Annotated in this window: 12 protein-coding genes; 8 read left to right on the top strand and 4 right to left on the bottom strand. The window is 64.0% G+C overall.

Translation table 11 applies throughout. The features are described from left to right. The 3 genes from LH20_RS14110 (at position 1) to LH20_RS14100 (ending at position 4,048) form a co-directional block, all read left to right on the top strand. Positions 1 to 1,386: a class I SAM-dependent methyltransferase gene (locus tag LH20_RS14110; RefSeq protein WP_053554761.1), complete on the top strand. Its 1,386-nt coding sequence runs from the start codon at positions 1 to 3 to the stop codon at positions 1,384 to 1,386. Between the two features lie 4 nt (positions 1,387 to 1,390). Then, positions 1,391 to 2,950, top strand: a complete 1,560-nt coding sequence (locus tag LH20_RS14105) for a sulfatase-like hydrolase/transferase (RefSeq protein ID WP_053554760.1) — start codon at positions 1,391 to 1,393, stop codon at positions 2,948 to 2,950. Between the two features lie 129 nt (positions 2,951 to 3,079). Then, positions 3,080 to 4,048, top strand: a complete 969-nt coding sequence (locus LH20_RS14100; protein ID WP_053554759.1) for a phosphatase PAP2 family protein — start codon at positions 3,080 to 3,082, stop codon at positions 4,046 to 4,048. 6 nt (positions 4,049 to 4,054) lie between these two features. Here the strand turns inward: LH20_RS14100 and ptsP are convergent, their stop codons facing one another. The 3 genes from ptsP to LH20_RS14085 all read right to left on the bottom strand — a co-directional run bounded on the left by ptsP (position 4,055) and on the right by LH20_RS14085 (position 8,265). Next, positions 4,055 to 6,352 (bottom strand): phosphoenolpyruvate--protein phosphotransferase, encoded by a 2,298-nt coding sequence (gene ptsP, locus LH20_RS14095; protein WP_053554758.1) that lies wholly within the window; start codon positions 6,350 to 6,352, stop codon positions 4,055 to 4,057. 84 nt (positions 6,353 to 6,436) lie between these two features. Then, positions 6,437 to 7,228 (bottom strand): hypothetical protein, encoded by a 792-nt coding sequence (locus tag LH20_RS14090; protein WP_235526987.1) that lies wholly within the window; start codon positions 7,226 to 7,228, stop codon positions 6,437 to 6,439. Positions 7,229 to 7,260: 32 nt separating this feature from the next. Then, positions 7,261 to 8,265 carry an NAD(P)H-dependent flavin oxidoreductase gene (locus tag LH20_RS14085; RefSeq protein ID WP_053556292.1) on the bottom strand — a complete coding sequence of 335 codons (1,005 nt, stop codon included), beginning with the start codon at positions 8,263 to 8,265 and terminating at the stop codon, positions 7,261 to 7,263. Between the two features lie 194 nt (positions 8,266 to 8,459). On the opposite strand from LH20_RS14085, the gene LH20_RS22990 reads away from it, so the two are divergent. The 5 genes from LH20_RS22990 (at position 8,460) to LH20_RS14065 (ending at position 16,201) form a co-directional block, all read left to right on the top strand. After that, on the top strand, positions 8,460 to 8,627 hold the full coding sequence (locus tag LH20_RS22990; protein WP_083455424.1) for a YezD family protein: 168 nt from the start codon (positions 8,460 to 8,462) through the stop codon (positions 8,625 to 8,627). Between the two features lie 89 nt (positions 8,628 to 8,716). Beyond that, positions 8,717 to 11,149, top strand: a complete 2,433-nt coding sequence (locus LH20_RS14080) for a TonB-dependent receptor (protein ID WP_053554756.1) — start codon at positions 8,717 to 8,719, stop codon at positions 11,147 to 11,149. A 432-nt stretch (positions 11,150 to 11,581) separates the two neighbouring features. Next, positions 11,582 to 13,771 carry a catalase/peroxidase HPI gene (gene katG / locus LH20_RS14075; RefSeq protein WP_053554755.1) on the top strand — a complete coding sequence of 730 codons (2,190 nt, stop codon included), beginning with the start codon at positions 11,582 to 11,584 and terminating at the stop codon, positions 13,769 to 13,771. Between the two features lie 238 nt (positions 13,772 to 14,009). Next, complete coding sequence (locus tag LH20_RS14070; RefSeq protein ID WP_053554754.1) at positions 14,010 to 14,588, top strand: inner membrane-spanning protein YciB; 579 nt, start codon at positions 14,010 to 14,012, stop codon at positions 14,586 to 14,588. An 83-nt stretch (positions 14,589 to 14,671) separates the two neighbouring features. Next, positions 14,672 to 16,201: a tetratricopeptide repeat protein gene (locus LH20_RS14065; protein ID WP_144423582.1), complete on the top strand. Its 1,530-nt coding sequence runs from the start codon at positions 14,672 to 14,674 to the stop codon at positions 16,199 to 16,201. A 10-nt stretch (positions 16,202 to 16,211) separates the two neighbouring features. Here the strand turns inward: LH20_RS14065 and LH20_RS14060 are convergent, their stop codons facing one another. Next, positions 16,212 to 17,462, bottom strand: coding sequence for an aspartate kinase (locus LH20_RS14060; protein ID WP_053554752.1), 1,251 nt, complete (start codon positions 17,460 to 17,462; stop codon positions 16,212 to 16,214). Between the last annotated feature and the right edge of the window lie 164 nt (positions 17,463 to 17,626).

Here is a 17,626-nt window from a genome sequence, read left to right as displayed (position 1 = left end):
ATGACATTTGACGCCGGATCATTCCGCGACCCTTCGGGCCGCGTACTTCGTCACGGCGACCGCGTGCTGCGCGCGATCTTCGCGGCTGGCTCGGCGCAATATGCGGCGGCCAAGGACAGCGGCGTGCTCGACGCAATGATTGCCGAGGGCTGGCTCCTGCCTGCCCGAACGCTCGGGGGTGATGAGCGGGAGACCATGGCACCGGGGGCGGTCCATTGGCTCGAGCATCCGGTCCTCGATTTCGTCTCCTATCCCTATGAATGGTGTTTCTCGGCGCTGAAGGCCGCAGCGCTCCACCATCTGGATTTTCACATTGCGTTGCTGGGGAGGGGCTTCACCCTCTCCGATGCGACCGCGTACAACATCCAGTTTCGCGGCACCGAACCGGTCTTCATCGACCATCTGTCAATCATACCCTACGAGGAAGGGTCGGCATGGGTCGGCCAGCGCCAGTTCGGCATGCAATTCCTCAACCCGCTTTATCTTTGGGCCAAAAAGGGAATCGCGCCGCACGCCTGGTACCGCGGTTCGGTCGAAGGCATCGAGCCCGAGGAATTGGTCAAGCTGCTCGGACTGCGCGACCGCCTGTCGTTCACCGTCATCGCACATATTGTTGGCCCCGCGGCCTTCGCGCGCCGCCGTATTGCCGGCGGGCTGGAGGCCAAAGCGGCGCGTCCGGCGTATCTCTCCAGGAAGCGGCTGTTGGCGATCCTCACGAGCCTGCGCGACTATATCGCAGGGCTGAGGCTTCCGGGCGAAAAAACCGTGTGGGACGATTACGCGGTCAATAACAGCTACGATGAGGTGCGCCGCGAAGCAAAGCATCGCTTCGTGGCTGAAGCGGTAGGTCTGGTGGCCCCGGGCATGGTCTTTGACATCGGATGCAACAGCGGCGAATACAGCCGGACCGCCCTCGACGCAGGGGCCCGCAGCGTCGTCGGCTTCGACTTCGATTTTGGCGCGCTCGAACGGGCCTTTAGTACCTTTCACAAGGCGAAAGCACCTGTCCTGCCCTTGTGGCTCGACGCGGCCAACCCGAGCCCGTCGCAAGGCTGGGCCGGCTGTGAGCGCAAGAGTCTGCAGGAGAGGGCGAGCGCCGACATGGTTCTGGCGCTGGCGGTGGTCCACCATCTTGCGATCGCCAAGAACATCCCGCTCGACATGGTGACCGACTGGCTCATGGGGCTGGCACCTGCAGGGGTGATCGAATTCCCGTCGAAATCCGATCCGATGGTGCAGCAATTGCTGCGGGGGCGCGCCGACATCTTTCCCGCCTATACCGAGGAGGCCTTCCTCGGCCATGTTGGAACGCGCGGCCGGATCGTCCGGCAGGATCGCCTCGGTGAAGGAGGGCGCCTGATCGTCGCGTACGACAGGCGCGGCTGACGGTATGGAGAGGCTGACCGCCTGGGCCGCACGCTATCCGCTTGCCGGAATATTCGTCACGCTCATCGCCCTTATCGGCCTCTGGGACGGCAACCAGCTTCGGCTCGGCTTCGAGAGCGTTTGGCCCACCGCGATCGCGGCCGTTGCGCTCGCAGCGGCGGTGACCGCGCTCGCACGGGTCGCCAGCGGCGACTGGATGCGAGCCGGGATCGCTGCAGGCATGTCTGCGCTTTATTTCTTCTATGTGCCGCGGTTCTTGAACCTTCTGCCGCTACCCTATCTGGCCGCGGCCCTTCTCCACGTTGCGATCCTCTGGCTCCTCGTGCTTCTCTATCGCGCTCTGCCGGAGGAGCCCGCCAAGTTCCGCGATATCGTCGGCAGGCTCAACCTGCTTGGCATGCTTCTGCTTGCCCTGAACGCCGGGCCGATCCTTGCGCGGCAATGGGGCCTTGAAGCGGCGCGCGCGAAGGTGGCGGGAAGCCTCGGCGAACTGGAAGGCAAGTCGACAGCGAATAGCCCGGACGTCTGGCACATTCTGCTCGATCGCTATGCCGCGAGCGACACGTTGAAATCCCGCTACGGTTTCGACAACCAGCCTTTCGTCGATAAACTGCGCGAGCGCGGCTTCGCGGTGCACGACCGGGCCTATTCCAATTATCAGCGGACAAGCCATTCGGTGGCGTCGACCATGAACGGGTCGCTGCTCGATCCGATGGCCGGGGCCATGACCGGTGATGCGGGTGATTGGGTGCCAATCTACCGCGCCGCGCGCGACAGCGCGGCGATGCGGCGTTTCAATGCACTCGGCTATCACACGGTCTTTGCAGGCAGCTGGTGGGAGCCGACCCGCTTCAGCTCGATCGCAGCTCATTCGATGAATGTGCGCGACGTTCCGCAGCTTGCTCGCCTGATCTTCGATCAGTCGGCCGCAGGGTTCTGGCTGCGCGGGTTCGCCATACCCTATCTCGACGGCCGTAGCGACCAGTGTTACCGCGCGCGAGAGAAGTTTCGCCGCTTGCGCGCACTGGCGCGCGAGGACAATCCCAAGCATGTCTTCGCGCATTTCCTCGTGCCTCATCCGCCCTTCGTGCTCAATGCCGATGGCAGCTGCCGCGCGCTCGCGGCCGCCCGCAAGGCGTCCCGCACCGAAAATTACCTCGAGCAGGTCCGCTTCGCCAACGCAGAGACGCTTGCGCTCATCGATGCCATCCTGGCAGGCCCGCGGCCCGCGGTGATCGTCCTCCACAGCGACGAAGGTCCCTGGCCTGCGCCTTATGTGGGCAACGAACATGGCCTCGGCACCGATCCGGTCCCGGTGCCCTGGGCCGAGCTCAGCGGCGAGCAGCTGCGGGAGAAAATGGGTATATTGCTGGCCGTGCGCGATCCCTCGGGGCGTCCGCCCGCGACGATGCCCGCCTCACCGGTGCAAATTTATCCAGCGATATTGCGCGACCATTTCGGATCGCGCCAACCGCTTCCCGCCTCACGCTTCTTCGTCTTTGAAAACGACGCTGCCTTGTATCGCTTCGAAGAGGTCGGCATGCGGCTGACCGCGCTCGAATAGCGGCTGCGCGGGTGCGCCGGCTGCCACCCATTATGCGTCCGTTAACCCCGTTATGGCAGGACTCCGGTGTGGGTAGGCAAAGATGATGCGTGCCCGGCGGCAAGGCTCATCCTTTCCTGGCGGTGATATATGTGGTTAAGACTGCGCAAATTTCCCCCCGAGATCATCATTGCCGGCGGGACGCTTGCGATCATGATCCTCTTCTCACTTGTCTTCCGCCTGCCTGTCGTCACGCCTTCGGGTGATCGCGCTGCATTTGTGGGCGTGCATTATATCTATCCCCTTATCGGGGTCGCGCTGCTCGGTGCCGTGACCTTCATGGCAGGCAAGCGCGAAATCGCCGGCAGCTTCCTGATCGCCTTGCCCTGTTACGCCCTCATCCTGTTCGCGCACTTCAATCTCAAATTGTGGATCCCGCACATCAACGGGGTAATGTACGACGAGCTTTATTGGTCGATCGACCAGCTTCTGCGGCCGCTGGTGGAATTCTGCATATACATGCGGACCCGCGTCTTCGGGTTCATCCCCTACAGCTCCAATTTCTACATGGTGTCGTTCATTGCGCTCTTCTACACCAGTTTCCTCTACCACGCGATCAAGACCCCCGCACAGTTCCGCACACTGGTCGTGGCATTGCTCCTCCTGCAGGCCTCGGGTGCGCTTGCCTATCTGATCGCGCTCGCCATCGGGCCCTTCATCTACGAACGCGGGGTCGACCCGTTGATTGCCGGCGGCCAGCGCAGCATGCTCGATTTCTATCAGTCGTCGATCGCGCAGGGCCCCGATTGGATCGCTGCGAATGGCAGCGTCAATTTTACCGTCGGCCTCGCCGCGATGCCGTCGCTCCATGCTGCGGGGGCCTATCTCTTTTTCCTCTTCGCCTGGGAGCACGGCAAGGTTCTGCTGCCGCTCTATTCGATCATCCTTGTCTTCATCCTGGTGACGTCGGTCGCGAGCCGGTGGCATTATCTCGTCGACGTGCCGGCCGGCCTTGCGCTGGCTTGGGCGTGCAAATGGGCCGCGGAGCGCATTCTGGTGAAAGCGAAACAGCCGGCGGCGTCGATGCCGTCCGAGCATCCGGTGCCAGCTGCTCCTTAACTCGGACTAGTCGCCCAGATCGACGCCGTTGGCTTCTGCCCACGCCTGATACTGGCTGCGCGGGTTCGCCGCCGGTCTTGCGAGTATCGCGGGCATATCCTGGCGGAGCGCGGCGAGGTCGAGCGAGCGGATCATCGCCTTCACCGGGCCGACGCCCGCGGGCGTGATCGACAATCGGTCGATACCGAGGCCGAGAAGGGCCATTGCCTCCAGGGGGCGCCCTGCCATTTCGCCGCATACGCCGAGGGTGACCTTGCTGCCCTCGACGAGCTTCACCACGCGCGCAAGATAACGCATCACGGTCGGCGACAGCCAGTCATAGCGCTCGGCGAGCCGCGGATGCGCGCGGTCGGCCGCGAAGAGGAACTGGGTGAGGTCGTTGGTGCCGATCGACAGGAAATCGAGGTGCGGGAGCATCAGGTCGAGCGTCTCGATCAGCCCCGGCACTTCGAGCATCGCGCCGTAACGGATCGCTGCCGGCAGCTTCTTGCCGCGACTTGCAAGCCAGGCGCGCTGGCCGATGAAGAGGGCGCGTGCCGCTTCATATTCCCAAGGCTCCGACACCATCGGGAACATCACATGGAGCGTGCGACCGGCGGCCGCCTCCATCAGCGCGCGCGCCTGCACCTTCAAGAGCCCTTCGCGATCGAGCGCGAGGCGCAGCGCGCGCCAGCCCATCGCGGGGTTTTCCTCAAGCGCATTCTCGTCGACATTCATATAGGGCAGCGCCTTGTCGCCGCCAATGTCGACCGTACGAAAGATCACCGGGCGGTCGCCGGCGGCGTCGAGCACGTCGCGATAGAGGCGTTGCTGCCGCTCGCGCTGGGGGAGCGTTGCCGAGACGAGGAACTGGAATTCGGTGCGGAACAGCCCGATGCCGCGCGCCCCGGTTAGATCGAGCGCGGCGACATCTTCGCGCAGGCCCGCGTTGATCATCAGCTCGATCGAGACGCCGTCCCTGGTCACCGCGGGCAGGTCGCGAAGCGCGGCGAGATTGGCGCGGCGCTTCTGCGAGATTTCAAGCTTTGCGTCGAAGGCGTCGAGCAGCGCCTGCGTCGGGCGCACCTGCAGCGTGCCGGCGCCCGCGTCGAGGAGCAGCATGTCGCCTTCGCGGATCGATGTGCGCACGTCGCGAACGCGGCCGAGCACCGGCACGCCCATTGCGCGCGCGACGATGATGACGTGCGCGGTGAGCGATCCTTCTTCGAGGACGACCCCCTTCAGGCGGCGGCGGTCATATTCGAGCAGCTCGGCGGGACCAAGATTGCGCGCGATGAGGATCGAATCCTGCCGCAGGCCCATTTGCGCTGCGGTCCCCATCTGCCCCGACACGATGCGGATCAACCGGTTCGAGAGATCTTCAAGATCGTGCATGCGGTCGCGCAGCAAGGGATCATCGATCTGGCGCATGCGCATGCGCGTGCGCTGCTGAACGCGCTCGATCGCGGCCTCGGCGGTGAGGCCGCTGTCGATCGCTTCATTGATGCGCCGCGACCAGCCCTCGTCGTAGGCGAACATCTTGTAGGTCTCGAGCACCTCCTCATGCTCGCCGCCGATGCCGAACTCCGCCTGGCTTGCCATGCGGTCGATCTGCTCGCGCATCTTGTCGAAGGCCGCGTACACGCGGTGGCGTTCAGCCTCGATATCGTCAGCGACGGTGTGCTCGATGGTGATCCGCGGCTGGTGGAAGACGGCGATGCCCTGACCCATGCCGTCGACGAGCTTCTGGCCGGTCAGCCGCTGCGCCGACTGATCGGCAGCCGCGGCGTCGATCCGCGCGGTGGTGTCGATGAGATCGGCATTGGCGATGAGCTCGGAGAGCACCATCGCGACCGTCTGGAGCGTCTCGATTTCGATCTCTTCGTAGCGCCGCGGGTCGCTGTGCTGGACGCAGAGCACCCCCACCGCCTGCTCGCGGCGGATGATCGGGACTCCGGCAAAGCTGTGGAACAATTCCTCGCCCGTCTCGGGGCGATAGGAAAAGTCGGGGTGCGCCGCCGCCTCGTCGAGATTGAGCGTTTCGATGTGCTCCGCGATCGTGCCAACCAACCCCTCGCCGAGCGCGAGGCGCGTCACGTGCACGGCTTCCTGCTTGAGGCCGCGCGTTGCATAAAGTTCGAGCGACCCGTCGCGCAGAAGGTAGATCGAGCAGACTTCGCTGTGGAGGCATTCGCCGATGATGCCGACGACCTGGTTGAGCTTGCTCTGCGCGTTGGTCCGCGCCGCCATGACCTCGTGGAGCCGGGTCAGAATGGTGCGGGCTGACTGTGCGGCGGTCGAGGGCGGGGGCGGGGCGTTGGTCATATAAGCGCCCTGCTAACAGATGCTTTCGCCAAGCGCCATTGCCCGCCGCAATATTCGACTAGCTATTCGGTGCCGGGCGGAGCGTCAGCGGGCAGGGTCCACGGGCCCCGCCGCACCCGGGGTGGACGCGGGGTCGGATGGCCCCATGGGAGCAGGCCCGGCGGGGGCCGCAGGGCTCGCTGCCGCCGGGGTCGTGGTCGCCGGCGTGCTGTAATAAAGCGTCGCGACAGGGGGCGACCCATATTTGGCGTCCCAGGCGGCGAGATCCGCCTGATATTTGGCATAGGCCTCGTAGAAGTCGAGGAAGGGCTCGTCGAGCCGGGCGAGCTGCGCCGGCGCCTGGTCGACGAGCTGCGCGCTCGGCGTGGTCGAGACGATCTGCGCGACCTCGTTGGCGCGGGCGCAGAAATCGCGCTGGGCGGGCGGCTGGGCGAAATAGTTGAAGAGCTGCGTCGACAGCTTGTCGCGCGCCGCCGTCCCGTTGGTCCCCATTTCCTTGCCAAGCTGCTTTATCACGTTCGCCTCGGTCGAGCGGATCGTCTTGGCGTGGGTCTTGATGATATTGTTGTAGGCCGCGACGAGCGGCGCTTCCTCGAGCCCCCGGCACCCGATCGCGGCAACATTGAGCGCGATCTTGAGCTGCCAGAAGGCGCGGTCGCCGGTGACATTGCTGTTCGCCGTGATGAAGCGGCCGTCGAGCCCGCGCATGGGGAGGATCTGGGTCGCCGAGGCCTGGTTCGGGGGCACCGGACGCGGAGGCACGATGATGACCGGCGGCTCGGGCGGCGGCGGCGGCGGCGGGGGCGGGGGCGTGGGAGCGCAGGCGGCAACGCTGGCCAACAGTCCTATGGCAATGATCTTACGCGACAAATTCATCATACTCTCCCCACCCGCAAGATTATGCGGCATCAACCCCGAGCGTGCAAGGCGGCTTCGGCCTGCCCTACCAGCGCCGCGATGATAGCGGCGGCGCTCTCTTCCTGCGTTACCATACCGACAGATTGCCCTGCCATTAACGAACCGCCTTCGACGTCGCCGTCGATCACCGCGCGCCTGAGCGCGCCCGCCCAATAATGTTCGATCTGGAGCTGCGCCTCGTTCATGTCGACCTTCCCCGCATCGAGGAGGTTAGCGACCTCGCGCTGCTTTGCCGTGAAAGCCTCGGTCCCGCTGTTCTTGAGCGCGCGCACCGGGATCACGGGCAGCCGCGGGTCGATCTGCACGCTCGCGACCGCATCGCGCGCCGAGGCGCGGATGAAGGCTTTCTTGAAAGCGGGATGCGCAATGCTCTCTGTTGCGCAGACGAAGCGCGTGCCGAGCTGAACCCCCGATGCGCCCATTTCGAGATAGCCTGCGATGGCTTCCCCCCGGCCAATGCCCCCGGCGACGAAGATGGGAAGCTCGGATGCGAGTTCGGGCAGGATTTCCTGTGCGAGCACGCTCGTCGAGACGGGGCCGATGTGGCCGCCTGCTTCCATGCCCTCGATCACCAGCGCGTCGACGCCCGAGCGCATCAGCTTCTTTGCCAGCGCAAGCGTCGGCGCAAAGCAGATGACCTTAGCGCCCGATGCCTTGATCGCCTCGAGGCTGCCCTTGGGCGGGAGGCCGCCGGCAAGCACGACATGACCGACGCCTTGCCTCGCGCACACCTCAATGAGCTCGAAGAGCTGCGGGTGCATGGTGATGAGGTTGACCCCGAAATTGCGCCTCGCGAGCATCTTTGTCGCGGCAATCTCGGCATCGAGCAGCTCGGGCGTCATCGCGCCGCAGGCAATGACGCCAAAGCCGCCTGCATTGCTGATCGCGCTCACAAGATGCCGCTCCGAGACCCAGCTCATGGCGCCGCATAGAATGGCATAATCGCTGCCGAGAAGCTCGGTCCCGCGCGCCATCAATTCTGTCATTTTGCTCATCATGAGCGCCTTTGCCAGCACATGCGCGCAGGCGCAATGGATTGCGCAGGCGAAGGGCGGCGTGAGCGAAAAAACCCGCCGCTCGGTTCGGCGCGGCAATCCGTCCTTTGGGCGCAGAAAGCAAAACAATCATTGTCAACTAAAACGGTTGGCATATGCTCCTGCCGCGAATCCACGAAAGGAAAGGATGTCCCATGTCCACGAACGATCAGGACGCGAGCGCGCGCGAAGCGCTGCCGCGTGCGATCCAGACCGTGCTCGAGGCGCTCGACAAGCTGCGCTTTGGCGCCATCCAGCTCACCGTTCACGAAGGGAAGCTTGTGCAGGTCGATGTGACCGAACGCCACCGCTACCCGAACTGACACCCTAGCTCCCGGTGGGGACGCGTCCCCCTTTACCTGCCGCAGACCGGACCACCGGATGTGGCAATTTCCATGCAACAGGAATTGCCATGACTGCCAAATATCCTTCCACGCGCCGGCGCATCCCGGCGACCTCGTTGACCTTGTCCTTGATCCTGGCCTTTGCGGCGCAGCCCGCCGCAGCTGAGGACGCAAACGCCGATACCGCTCAAACCCCTGCCCCTGCCGACACGGCCGCGCAGGTCGAGGGAGGCAGCTACGGCGGCGACATCGTCGTCACTGCACGCCGCCGCGCCGAAACCGCGCAGGACGTGCCGATCGCCATTTCGGTGGTCGCGGGCGACCAGATCGACAATACCGGCAGCTTCAACGTCGGGCGGCTTACGCAGCTTGCGCCGACGCTACAATTTTATTCGTCAAATCCGCGCAACTCGGCGGTCAACATCCGGGGCATCGGGGCACCGTTCGGGCTCACCAACGATGGGATTGAGCAGGGCGTCGGCATCTATGTCGATGACGTCTATTATGCGCGCGTTGCCTCGGCGACTTTCGACTTTCTCGACGTCGCACAGATCGAGGTGCTGCGCGGGCCGCAAGGAACGCTCTATGGAAAGAACACCACCGCCGGGGCGATCAACATTACGACCAACCAGCCGACCTTCGATTTCGAGGGCAAGGCTGAACTGAGCATCGGCAATCTCAATTTCAAGCAGGCAAAGGCAGCCGTTTCGGGTCCGCTTTCGAACAATCTTGCAGCGCGCGTTGCCATCTCAGCGACCAGCCGCCGCGGTACTCTCTATAATGTCACCACCGACCGCTGGATCCAGAGCCAGGACAATATCGGCCTTCGCGGACAGCTGCTGTGGCGACCGACCGACAATCTCGACATCACGCTGACCGGCGACTGGAACAAGCAGGACGCCGTGTGCTGCGGATCGGTCTTTGTGGCGGTCGGAGAGACGCAGCGGCCGATCAATCGCCAATATGCCGCGCTCGCAGCCGCGCAGGGCTATGTCGTTCCGAGCACCAACCCTTATGACCGGCTGACCGACCTCGATGCCAACCTCAATGCCGGCAACCAGATCGGCGGGGTCGCGCTGCGCGTGAAGTGGGACGTGGGGCCGGGCACGCTGACCTCGGTCACTGCGTGGCGCTATTGGGACTGGAAGCCCGAAAATGACCGCGACTTCACCGGTCTGCCGGTTGTCACCAAATCGCAGAACCCGTCGCAGCAGAACCAATATACCCAGGAACTGCGCTACAATTATTCGGGGAGCCGCTTTGATTTCGTCGTCGGCGGTTTTGCCTTTTATCAGCGGATCGACACGCAAGGGACCGAGCAGCATGGGCCTGCGTCGAGCCGCTGGACGCTCAATCCGACGAACGCGCTCTCGAACGACCCCTCGGTGCTCGATGGCCTCACCGCGATCAACACCCAGTATCTGAAGAATACGAGCCTCGCCCTGTTCGGGCAGCTGAGCTGGAAGATCAGCGACAGCTTCACGATCCAGCCCGGCGTGCGGCTGAACTATGACAAGAAGGACGGCTATTACCAGCGGCTCGTCTATGCCGGCGACGGCTCGGCGGTTACCGCTGACCTCACCGACGCGGTATCGGTCGCGCGGCTTGGCGTGTTCAGTCCGCAGGAATATTCGCCCTCGTTCAGCGACTGGAATTTCAGCTACGATCTGACCGCAACCTGGAAAGCCGCGCCTGACATTCTTCTTTATGCGACCTACGCAAAGACGTTCAAATCGGGCGGCATCAACCAGAACGGCGTGCCGAACGGCGCCGATGGCAATCCGCTGCTTGCCGCCGCGACGATCAAGCCTGAATCGGTCCAGCATTATGAGGCGGGTGCGAAAGCGGAATTCTGGGACCGGCGCGGGACGTTCAACCTTTCGATCTTCCGCACCGACATCAAGGATTATCAGGCCAATGTGAACAATGGCCAGTTCGGTGTGCTGCGCGGCTATCTTGCCAATGCGGGCAAGGTCCGCACGCAGGGCGTCGAGGCGGATTTCTCGATCCGGCCGAGCGAGCGCTTCCGCGCCTACGCCAATGGGGCCTATACCGATGCCAAATATGTGCGCTTCATAGACGCGCCGTGCCCGCCTGAACTGTCGGGCGGCAGCAACAGCCCGCCGAACTGCGATATTTCAGGGCAGCGGCTGCCCGGCGTTTCGAAATGGGCCTTTTCCTTCGGCGCTGAGGTGAATGCACCGGCCAAATTGCTGGCGCAGGACGGCGAAGTCTATTTCGGCTATGACGGCAGCTACCGGTCGAACTATTCATCGAACGCCTCGCCCTCGGCCTATACGTGGATCGACGGCTATTCGCTCTCGAACTTCCGTGCAGGCTTCCGAACCGAGGATGGCCTCGATATCTACGCCTGGGTCAGGAACGCGTTCGACAAGAAATATCTCGAGCAATTGTTTGTCGGCCCGGGGAACACGGGTCTGATCACCGGCCTGCCGGCCGACCCGCGCACCTGGGGCGGAACGATCAAGGCGCGCTTCTAGGCGAGGCCGCAAAATAGGGAGCCGTCCCGGCCGGGACGGCTCCCTATTTTCTTGCAGCCGGGCAGCCGGCTGCTCAAGGGATTGCGATCCTGCCCGCCGCGAGGGAGCTGTGCTGTTCTCCTGCTGAGCGGACCCGCCGCCCTGCTCCCTCGAATCCCATTCCGCAGGTTTCGCGCTGATTCTCTCGTCTGGCCCGCGCGCTCTTGCTCGATCCCCATTGATCGGCCCGGTCAATCACTCAATCCATCTTATTCGGTTTTTCGGAAACGCCGGCTCAGGCCTATCCTCGCCTTCCACAGCGAAAGGATGGTCTTGTCGACTCACGCCTTGCCGAGCCGACGCCGCCTCTGCGGCCACCGCCCCCCGCGGACTTGCGCGGGAGGGCCTGCTTCACGCCATCCCAATCAACGATAGCGAGAGAGGAGAGACTGTATGAACGACCCAACCCCCATCGAATATGCGACGGGTTGTCCGGCCGGAAAGAGCCGGTTCCGCGGCCTGCTCGGCCGCACCAACAAGGATTGGTGGCCCGACGCGCTCCCGATCGACATCCTGCACCAGGGCGGGGTCTCGCCCGACCCTCTGGGTCCGGATTTCGACTATGCAGCGGCGTTCAACTCGCTCGACTATCAGGCGCTCAAGGACGATCTCAAAGCCTTGATGACCGACAGCAAGCCGTGGTGGCCCGCGGACTACGGGCACTATGGTCCCTTCTTCATTCGCATGGCGTGGCACGCGGCGGGCACCTATCGCACCGCTGACGGCCGCGGCGGGGCAAACAGCGGGCAGCAGCGCTTTGCTCCGCTCAACAGCTGGCCCGACAATGGCAATCTCGACAAGGCGCGCCGCCTCCTCTGGCCGATCAAGCAGAAATATGGCAACAAGATCAGCTGGGCGGATCTCTTCATCCTCACCGGAAATGTCGCGATCGAATCGATGGGCGGGCCGGTGTTCGGCTTCGGCGGCGGCCGCAAGGATGTCTTCGAGCCCGAGCGCGACATTTACTGGGGGGCCGAGGAGCAGTGGGTCAACGAAGGCGTCCAGACGCGCATCGACCCCGACAAGGAGCTCGATCTGGAGCATCCGCTTGCCGCGATCCAGATGGGCCTCATCTACGTCAATCCCGAAGGGCCCGGCGGAAACCCCGATCCGCTGCAATCGGCGCGCGATATCAAGATCACCTTTGAGCGCATGGCGATGAGCCCTGAAGAGACGGTGGCGCTGACCGCTGGCGGGCATACCTTTGGCAAGGCGCACGGCGCAGGCGATGCAAGCCTTGTCGGCGCGGCACCCGAAGGCGCGGACATCACGCTGATGGGTCTTGGCTGGTCGTCGACCTTCGAAACCGGGGTCGGCGCTCATGCGATCACGAGCGGGATCGAGGGGGCGTGGGTGAACACACCCACTGAATGGTCGGAGAATTATTTCCGCCTGCTCCTCGACTATGATTATGAGCTCGTTCGAAGCCCCGCGGGCGCGCAGCAGTGGCAGCCGATCAATCAGAAGGAAGAGGATATGGCCCCCGACGCCCATAACCCGGGCAGGAAGGTGCCGACGATGATGACCACCGCCGACATGGCGCTCAAAATGGATCCTGAGCTACGGCAATATTCGGAGAAATTCCGCAACGATCATGAGGCGTTCAAGGACGCTTTTGCTCGCGCCTGGTTCAAGCTTTGCCACCGCGGCATGGGACCCAAGGTGCGCTATCTCGGGCCCGAGGTCCCCGACGAGGATCTGATCTGGCAGGATCCGGTTCCCGCCGGAACCATGCCCTCCGATGCCGACGTTGCAGCGTTCAAGAGTGCGATACTGGGCTCGGGGCTTACCATCAGCGAACTCGTGAAAGCGGCCTGGGCCTCGGCCTCGACCTTCCGCAAGAGCGATTTTCGCGGCGGGGCCAATGGCGCGAGGGTGCGATTGGCGCCGCAAAAGGACTGGGCGGTCAATGATCCTGAGGAGCTCGCCAAGGTGCTCGCCAAGATCGATGAACTGCGCGGGTCGCTCTCTATGGCCGATGCGATCGTCCTTGCAGGGTCCGCGGCGGTCGAGAAGGCGGCGCGCGATGCGGGCTATTCGATCGACGTGCCCTTCACGGGCGGGCGCGGCGATGCGAGTCAGGAGTGGACCGACGTCGAGAGCTTCGAGGTGATGGAACCGCAGGCCGATGGTTTTCGCAACTATCTGAAATCGCGGCACAGCGTGCGCACCGAGGAGCTGCTCCTCGACCGCGCTTCGCTGCTCGGCCTGTCGGCGCCCGAAATGACCGTGCTGCTTGGGGGACTGCGCGTACTCGGCGCGAACCAGGGCGGGAGCCGGAATGGCGTGCTCACCAACCGGGTCGGTCAGCTCACCAATGATTTCTTCGTCAATCTCCTCGACATGGACACGATCTGGGAGGTCGTGGACACGAGCGGTGACGAGGAGTTCATCGGCTATGACCGCGCCGGACGCCAGGAGCGCTGGCGCGCGACCCGCACGGATCTCATCTTCGGTTCCAACTCGCAGCTTCGCGCGACCGCCGAAGTCTATGCGGAGAAGGGGCATGAGGAGAAGTTCGTGCGCGACTTCGTCAAGGCCTGGGTCAAGGTGATGAACGCCGATCGCTTCGACCTCGCGTGACCCGCGGCGCGGAAGCCGCCTGACCCGCGGCTTTCGTGCGCGCGCCGCTTCTGCGGCACGTGCCTGAAGAGGCATGAGAAGCGCGCCGCGCCCGCTCTTGCGGGGCGGCGCGCCTTTCTTTTTTGAAGCGCCCCGAGCGGCCCGCGCTCCCGTAAGATGTTTACACTGTAAATTTTGCCTTGACCCGCCAGGCTGCCTATGTTTACAATGATAACATTGATGCAGAAAGGACGGATCCATGAAACCCTTGCTCTATGCCGTCGGCCCGCTGCTTTTCGATTCGCTCGGCGTGATTGTCTTTGCGGTGCTGCTTGCTCTCCACGTTGATCTCGTCACGGCGACGATCGCCGGCACGGTTGCGGCGTGCGGCGTCGTCCTGTTCGAGATTGCGCGCGGCCGCGCTGTCGCCGCGCTCCAGTGGATCAGCCTCGCGATGGTGCTCTTCTCTGCCGCTGCGACCATGCTGACCGGCGATCCGCGCTTCGTGATGGTGAAGCCCTCGATCGTCTATCTGATCGTCGGCGCAGCAATGCTGCGTCGCGGCTGGATGAACCGGTATATCCCTCCGGTCGACCTGCCGCTCGTCGGCGATGTGATGGAGCGCTTCGGCTTCATCTGGGCCGGAATGATGTTTGCGACCGCGGCCGCGAACCTTGTCATCGCCTATGCATTTACGCCCTGGTGGCCCGCCTTCATCGGAATCGTCCCGCTCGCTTCGAAGGCGCTGCTCTTCGCGGTGCATTTCACGATTGTCCAGCTCGTCGGCCGCGCGCGGACACGCCGGGCGACCAAGCTTCAGGTCTGCGCAGCGCAATAGTTGCCCGCGCAGCTTCCCCTTCGGCCGGTCAGAGGCTAGGTCTCACGGATAAAGGCCGAAGGGGGGAAGGGACTTTGAAGACATTGGGATTTTGGGCCGCGCTCGCGATCGCTTTCCTTTCAGGGACGGCGCCGGCCCGCGCCGAATGGGTCGAGGCCCGTACGCATCATTTTATCCTGGTGACCGACAGCGACAGGGCGGCGGCGCGCGCGTTTGCGACCCGGCTCGAACAGTTCGACGCGGCGCTGCGTCAGCTCTACGGCATCCCGGACAACCCCGATCTTCATAGCCGGCCGGTCACCATCTATGCGCTCGCCCCAGAGCAGTTCTTCAAGGTCTGCCGCTGTCCCGGCGTGCTCGGCTATTATTCGCGCCCGCTCACCGGGCCGCGGATCATCGCGATCAGCGATCCCAAGGCGGATCGCAGGCTCAAGCTCGGGGATCTGCACTCGCAGGCGCTCATGCTGCATGAATATAGTCACCATTTCATGCTGACCAATTTCCCCGGCGCCTATCCCTATTGGTATGTCGAGGGCTTTGCCGAGTTCAACGCCAACGTCGATTTCCAGGAAGATGGATCGATCGTGCTTGGATATCCCGCCAATTATCGCGGGTCGGCGCTGCTGGGCGGTTCGAGCCTGCCGCTGCGGCGTCTCATTGCGCCCGAACAATTTGGCTATGGCGAGAACGTCAATCTGAACTATGGCCGCGCCTGGCTCCTCACCCATTATCTGATGCTGCGTCCGCAACGCGCGGGTCAGCTTGACCGCTACCTTGCCGGCATTCGGGCGGGTCAATCGAGTTTTGTGACCGCCAAGGAGGCATTCGGGGACTTCGCGGCGCTCGACGATGAGCTCGACGCCTATATGAAAGGCGATCTTGCGCCGCCGCTGCGCATTCCGGCCGCAGCGGCGGCGGCAGAGGTTCGGATCCGGTCGCTTTCGGCGGGCGAAGCCGATTTGCTCGAGCTCTGGCTCACGATGAAGGATGGGGTCGCCAAAGGCTATCGCAAGGGATTTGCCCTCAAGGCCGAACGCGGCGCGCGCAAGCATCCGGATGATGCCGCCGCGCAGGTAATGGCGGCCGAAGTGAGCTTCATGGCCGAACGCTTCGCCGAGGCCGAAGCGATGGCAGACCGGGCGCTCGAGCTTGAGCCCAAATCCGACCGGGCCATGCTGCTCAAGGGGCGGCTCGCTGTCCAGAAAGCTCTTGGGGCCGCGCCCGGCGATCTTGCCGGATGGAGCGAAGGACGCGAGTGGTTCGTGCGCGCCAACCGCGCGAACCCGCAATCGGTCGAGGCCTTTTATCGCTATTTCGGAAGCTATGCCTGGGCCGGTGCAAAAGCGCCCGGCGGCGCGATCCAGGGATTGATGCGGGCATCAGTCCTTGCTCCTGAAAGCGAGCAGGTCGCGGTTTCGCTCGCGCTTCAAAAGTTGCGCGAGGGGGAGGGCCGGGCGGCGCGGTCGCTCCTGATACCTCTCGCGTCCGCGCCCCATCGTCCCCGCGACGACAATGTCGCGCAGAAGATCATCGATCAGATCGACGCAGGCGAGACGAAGGAGGCGGCCGCAGCGCTTCTTCTCCTCGAAGCCAAGGTGCGCGGTCCCTATTGAGGGGCTTGCCTCAGTCGGCGGCGTCGAGGCCGTAGGCGGTATGGAGGACGCGCACGGCGAGTTCGATTTCGTCCTCGTCGATCAGTACGCTGACCTTGATTTCGCTGGTCGAGATCGCCTGGATGTTGATGCCGCGGTCCGCGAGCGCGCGGAACATCGTGCTCGCGACGCCCGCGTGGCTCTTCATTCCGACGCCGACGACGCTGATCTTGGCGACCTTGTCGTCGCTCAATATCCGGTTGAAGCCGATCTTCTCTTTCGCGCCCTCGAGAAGGTCGATCGAGCGCAGGAGGTCGGTGGCGGGGACGGTGAAGGTCACGTCGGTCTCGCCCTTGTCGCGGCCGACGTTCTGGATGATCATGTCGACGTTGATCCCGGCGGCCGCGAGCGGACCGAAGATGTTGGCGACGCCGCCCGGCTTGTCGGGCACCCGCGTGACGATGATCTTGGCTTCATTCTTGTCGTGGGCGATGCCGGTGATCAGCTGCCGTTCCATCTGATGTTCCTCTATTTCCTCGTCACTGACGATCATCGTGCCGCGCTTCGGCGCCTCGTCACCCTCGACGAAGCTCGAGAGCACCTGCACCCGGACGCCTTCCTTCATTGCGAGCCCGACCGAACGCGTCTGGAGAACCTTGGCGCCGACGCTCGCGAGTTCGAGCATCTCCTCATAGGTCACATAGTCGAGCTTTCTCGCGCGCGCGACGATGCGGGGGTCGGTCGTATATACCCCGTCGACGTCGGTGTAGATGTCGCAGCGATCGGCCTTCAGCGCCGCGGCGACGGCGACCGCGCTCGTGTCCGATCCGCCGCGGCCGAGCGTCGAGACGCGCCCGTCCTCCATCAGGCCCTGAAAGCCCGGTATCACGGCCACTTCGCCCTTGGACATGGATGCGGAGAGCGCGGCCGTGTCGATGTTTGAGATGCGCGCGCGGGCGTGCGCTTCCTCGGTACGGATCGGAAGCTGCCAGCCGAGCCAGCTGCGGGCCGGTGTCCCCATGGCCTGGAGCGTGAGCGCAAGGAGCCCCGAGGTCACCTGCTCGCCGCTCGCGACCACGACGTCATATTCCGCGGGATCATAGCGGGGGTTCGCCTCGCGGCAGAAATTCACCAGCCGGTCGGTCTCGCCCGCCATCGCCGAGACGACGACTGCCACCTCATTGCCGTGCGCCACCTCGCGCGAGACGAGCTTCGCCACGGTGCGAATCCGCTCGGTGCCCGCCATCGACGTGCCCCCGAATTTCATCACGATCCGCGCCATGTCGCCCCGCTTTCCTGTGCTGGTTTCAGCCGCAACTTTTCGAAGATTTCCGCGGCGCGCCGCTGTTACGGAAGGGGGGGCGAGATGGCAAGGCGATGATCATCCCGCCGCGATATATTTTCTTGTGCCGGGCCAAAGAAAGGCGCGAATGGAAGCTGCTGCGA

This window comes from Sphingopyxis sp. 113P3 (assembly GCF_001278035.1).
GTDB lineage: Bacteria > Pseudomonadota > Alphaproteobacteria > Sphingomonadales > Sphingomonadaceae > Sphingopyxis.
This window is presented reverse-complemented; position numbering and strand designations above follow the sequence as displayed.